The sequence below is a fragment of the Micromonospora sp. 4G55 genome (assembly GCF_016803375.1).
In genome coordinates this window covers 1-3,774 of sequence record NZ_JAEVHN010000595.1, presented here as the reverse complement: position 1 = coordinate 3,774, position 3,774 = coordinate 1, and the positions used below count along the sequence as shown (strand labels likewise).

Genomic DNA, 3,774 nt, shown 5'->3' with positions numbered 1-3,774 from the left:
GTACCACGTCACCCGGCGCCACCGGGCCGACCTCCGGTGCGGAGGACGGTGAATGGGCAGGGCCCCCGGTGCGGGGGCCCTGCCCATGTCCGGCGGCCGCCCCCGTCACGGCGAATCAGGAACCCGCCACGGCGACCCAGGAACGCCGCCACGGCGAGCCACGGAGCAACCCGCCACGGCGAGCCGCACAGGAACGCCGTCCGGGTCAGCCGAAGAAGAACCCGGCCCGGCGGTGACCCGAGACGCAGAACCGGTTCCCCTCGGTGTCGGCGAGCACGACGTAGGGCAGCCGGCCCGGTTCCGGCTCGGCCGGGTAGTGCGGCCAGTCGACCCGTTGCGCGCCGAGCGCGACCAGCCGCGCCACCTCCTCGTCGAGGTCGCGGTCCCCCGCGTCCAGGTCGAGGTGGACGCGGGGGAACTGGGCCACCGGGCTGTCGCTGACGTCCATCGCGATCGCCGCGCCGGGCTCCCCGGGTGGCGGCTCGACCACGATCCAGTCGTCGCCGTCGTGGCGCGGCGGCCGACGCACGTAGCCCAGGGCGGCGGCCCAGAACCGGCCGGCGCGGCGGTCGTCGGTCACGCCCAGCGAGATCTGCTCGATCCGTGCCATCGACCGAGGCTAGCGTCGCCTCAGGTGGCCGGGTAGCTGCTGTAGTCCGGGAAGTTGCCGTAGAGCCGGCCGTCGCCGCCCTGGGTGACCGCCTGCACCAGCAGGTCGCCGCCGACGAAGGCGCCCTTCCAGGAGGCGCCCCGGCCGCCGAACGGCTCCTCCCGGTCGCCCCGGGAACGCGGCTTGTTGATGCCCACCTTGAACGCCTGGAGGTCCACCGCGAGCTTGCCGGCCAGCTCCTCGTCGTCGCAGGCCAGCGAGGCCACCAGCGCGCCGTTGGAGGCGTTCATGGCGGCGAGCAGCTCGTCGGTGGTGTCCACCACGACGATGGTGTCGACCGGGCCGAAGGGCTCGGCGTGCATCAGCCGGGACCGGCCGGGCGGGGCGAGCAGCACCGCCGGCGCCACGTACGCCGAGGTGTCCTGCCCGTCGAGGAAGGGCGCGCCGTCGAGCTTGCCGCGGTGCAGCGGTACGGCGCCGCCGCGTACCGCCTCGTCGACCTTGCGGCGCAGCTCGTCGGCCTTGGCGGCGCTGATCAGCGGGCCGAAGTCCAGCTCGGGCAGCGGGTCGCCGGCCTGCCAGGTCTCGTTCACCGCCAGTGGGTGTCCGAACCGGACCGAGCGCACCACGGGCAGGTACATGTCGAGGAACTCGTCGACCAGGTCACGCTGGACCACGAACCGGGGGTACGCGGTGCAGCGCTGCTTGCCGTACTCGAAGCCCTTCTTCAGGTGCGCGGCGAGCAGGTCCCACTGGGAGAAGTTCCAGACGCCCCAGGCGTTGAGGCCCTCCTGCTCGATGAAGTGCCGCTTGTCGGTGTCCAGCAGGGCGGCGGCCACCTTGCCGCCGTTGGACCGCCCGCCGACGAACGCGACGGCGCCGATCTCGGGCGCCCGGACGAGCACCTCGGAGAGTTCCTCGCCGCTGCCGGAGAGCAGCGTGGCGGGGAGCCCGGCGCGGCGCATCAGGGCGTGCGCCACGGTCAGGCAGACCGCGCCGCCCTGCGACGGGGTCTTGGCGATGACCGCGTTGCCGGCGAGCAGCTGCACCAGCTCGGCATGGACCAAGACGCTCATCGGGTAGTTCCACGAGGCGATGTTGCTGACCGGGCCGGGCAGCGGCTCGCGACCGCCGGCCAGCATCCGGTCGATCTCCTCGACGTACCAGCGGACGCCGTCCAGCGCCCGGTCGACGTCGGCGCAGGCCAGCCGCCAGGGCTTGCCGATCTCCCAGACCAGCAGCATGGCCAGCAGGTCGCGGTGCGCGGTGAGGGCGTCCAGCGCCTCGCCGACCCGCGCCTTGCGCTCGGCGAGCGGGGTCGCCGCCCAGTCGCGGTGCGCGGTGGCGGCGTGGGCGACCGCGGCGCGCGCGGTCTCGGCGTCCAACCGGGGCAGGTTGACCAGGACGGTGTTGTCGACCGGCGTGCGCACCGCGCTCGGCGTGCCGACCGCCTGCCACTGCCCGGAGACCAGGTTGTGCAGGGTGGTGACGCCGTCGACCTCGGGCCCGAAGGCCTCCGGTGCCGCGGCCGCCGCGCGGGCGAGCGTGTCGGACCAGGCGGTACCGTCGGCGAGTCGTAGAGCCATCGCATTCTCCTCAGGGTCGACCGGGGGAGCGGCGGCGTCGACGGCACCGCTGGTGTCGCGTACTGTCCCGCGCCGGAAAGCGGCGCGGCAACAGTACGTTCGTATGCCGGAACGCGAGGCCCGCGCCGGATCGGTCCTGACGCGACCGTCCGGCCCGAGCAGCCAGGCCTTGACCTGCGCGTACGCGGACAACGCATTCACATGTCTCGATTATGTGATGAATCTCCGGGCGACGTCGACCGGGTTACCCGTCAGTACGCACGGACGCCGCGGACGGATCAACGCCCGGCCGAACCGGTGCGCAAACGGCGACCGGCCGCCGGACGAGAAGTCCGGCGGCCGGTCGGGCGCTGAGTCAGATCAGCTGGTGAAGGTGATGTTGTCGCGCCGACGGCGCAGCATCAGCAGCACGCCGCCGCCGATCAGGACGAGGCCGCCCAGCGCGATGCTGCCGGTGGCCACGCCGGTCATCGGCAGGTCGCCCCCGTTGCTGCCGCCGTTGCCGCCCGTGCCCTGCGACGGCGAGCCGGAGGTCGACGGCGTGCCCGACTCCGACGGCGAGCCCGACTCCGTCGGGGTAACCGAGCTGGTCGGGGAGGTCGACTCGGACGGGGAGCCGGACGGCTGCGGCGACTCGGAGGTCGTCGGCGTGGGGCTCGGCGACTGCGTCGGGGCGGTGCCGGCGCAGGCGTGGCTCAGGTTGAACATGTCCGCCTGGCCGCTGATCGTGGCGGTGCCGTCGACCAGCGTCCACCGGCCGGGGTGAAGAGGTAGGCGTGGATCATCCGGTCGGTGTTCCCGGCCGGGTAGAGGTGGTCCGGGTAGGCGTCGGTGCTGTCGGGCACCTTCACCGTCACCGTGTTGGTGCCGTCGCTGAAGGTCAGGGTCAGCGTCTCGAAGCCGCCGGACTCGGCGCCGCCGGGGAGCACGAAGTGCCAGCCGTCCTGGCCGGGCGTGCGGCCGATGAAGCGCTCGTCTTCGCACTCCTGCTTGGCGTCGGCCGCCGTCGAGCCCTTGTGGGCGGGGTTGAGTGGGGCCGTGCTGCTGGCCCAGGCCGGGGCGGCGAAGGCGAGGCAGGCCGTGGCGGCGGTCGCGGTGAGAGCCGCGCGCGCCACGTACCGACGCTGGGGCATGAGTATTCCTCCGGGATCGGTAGAGGGGACGGCACATGATCCCATAGACGGCATCGAATTGCGACATCGGGCGAACGGCCTGAGCTGGGACGACGTGGCGGATCGGATCCGTGAATCCGGTCAAGTTTTCCGCCGTTCGCGGCGTGTCGATGTAACGCGGACGGGACTGTGGACGCTCCGCCCGCCACCGTCCGGCCTTCACAAAAGGCCCGATCGGCAGTTTACATTGTCGTTCATCCATGGGAGCGCTCCCGCATCCTCGATGGCCACCCCACCACCCACAGCCGCCGGCGCGCGCGCCCACGCCCCTCGACATCCGTCCCCGTCGGGCGTGCGCCGCCGGTGGCGCCCACCCGACAGGAGTACCGCCATGCAGCACCCGTACCGGCCCCGCCGGCCGGTCCGCGGCCGGCTCCGCCGCCTGCTCGCCGTCGCCGCCGCGCTG

4 protein-coding genes are annotated in these 3,774 nt (G+C 73.1%); all 4 read right to left on the bottom strand.

Going from position 1 to position 3,774, the window contains the following annotated elements; genetic code table 11:
• Positions 1-205: 205 nt before the first annotated feature.
• The 4 genes from JNW89_RS30595 to JNW89_RS30580 all read right to left on the bottom strand — a co-directional run bounded on the left by JNW89_RS30595 (position 206) and on the right by JNW89_RS30580 (position 3,329).
• Entirely contained in the window at positions 206-610 is a 405-nt protein-coding gene (locus JNW89_RS30595) for a VOC family protein (protein ID WP_238451723.1), read from the bottom strand.
• A 20-nt stretch (positions 611-630) separates the two neighbouring features.
• Positions 631-2,196 (bottom strand): aldehyde dehydrogenase family protein, encoded by a 1,566-nt coding sequence (locus JNW89_RS30590; protein WP_238451722.1) that lies wholly within the window; start codon positions 2,194-2,196, stop codon positions 631-633.
• A 360-nt stretch (positions 2,197-2,556) separates the two neighbouring features.
• Positions 2,557-2,904: an LPXTG cell wall anchor domain-containing protein gene (locus tag JNW89_RS30585; RefSeq protein ID WP_238451721.1), complete on the bottom strand. Its 348-nt coding sequence runs from the start codon at positions 2,902-2,904 to the stop codon at positions 2,557-2,559.
• Positions 2,892-3,329 (bottom strand): hypothetical protein, encoded by a 438-nt coding sequence (locus tag JNW89_RS30580; RefSeq protein ID WP_238451720.1) that lies wholly within the window; start codon positions 3,327-3,329, stop codon positions 2,892-2,894. Before JNW89_RS30580 ends, JNW89_RS30585 begins: the two co-directional genes overlap by 13 nt.
• Positions 3,330-3,774: the final 445 nt, after the last annotated feature.

Coding starts and splice junctions, on each gene's coding strand:
- JNW89_RS30595 (WP_238451723.1), bottom strand. CDS start 610: ATGGCACGGATCGAGCAGATCTCGCTGGGCGTGACCGACGACCGCCGC.
- JNW89_RS30590 (WP_238451722.1), bottom strand. CDS start 2,196: ATGGCTCTACGACTCGCCGACGGTACCGCCTGGTCCGACACGCTCGCC.
- JNW89_RS30585 (WP_238451721.1), bottom strand. CDS start 2,904: ATGTTCAACCTGAGCCACGCCTGCGCCGGCACCGCCCCGACGCAGTCG.
- JNW89_RS30580 (WP_238451720.1), bottom strand. CDS start 3,329: ATGCCCCAGCGTCGGTACGTGGCGCGCGCGGCTCTCACCGCGACCGCC.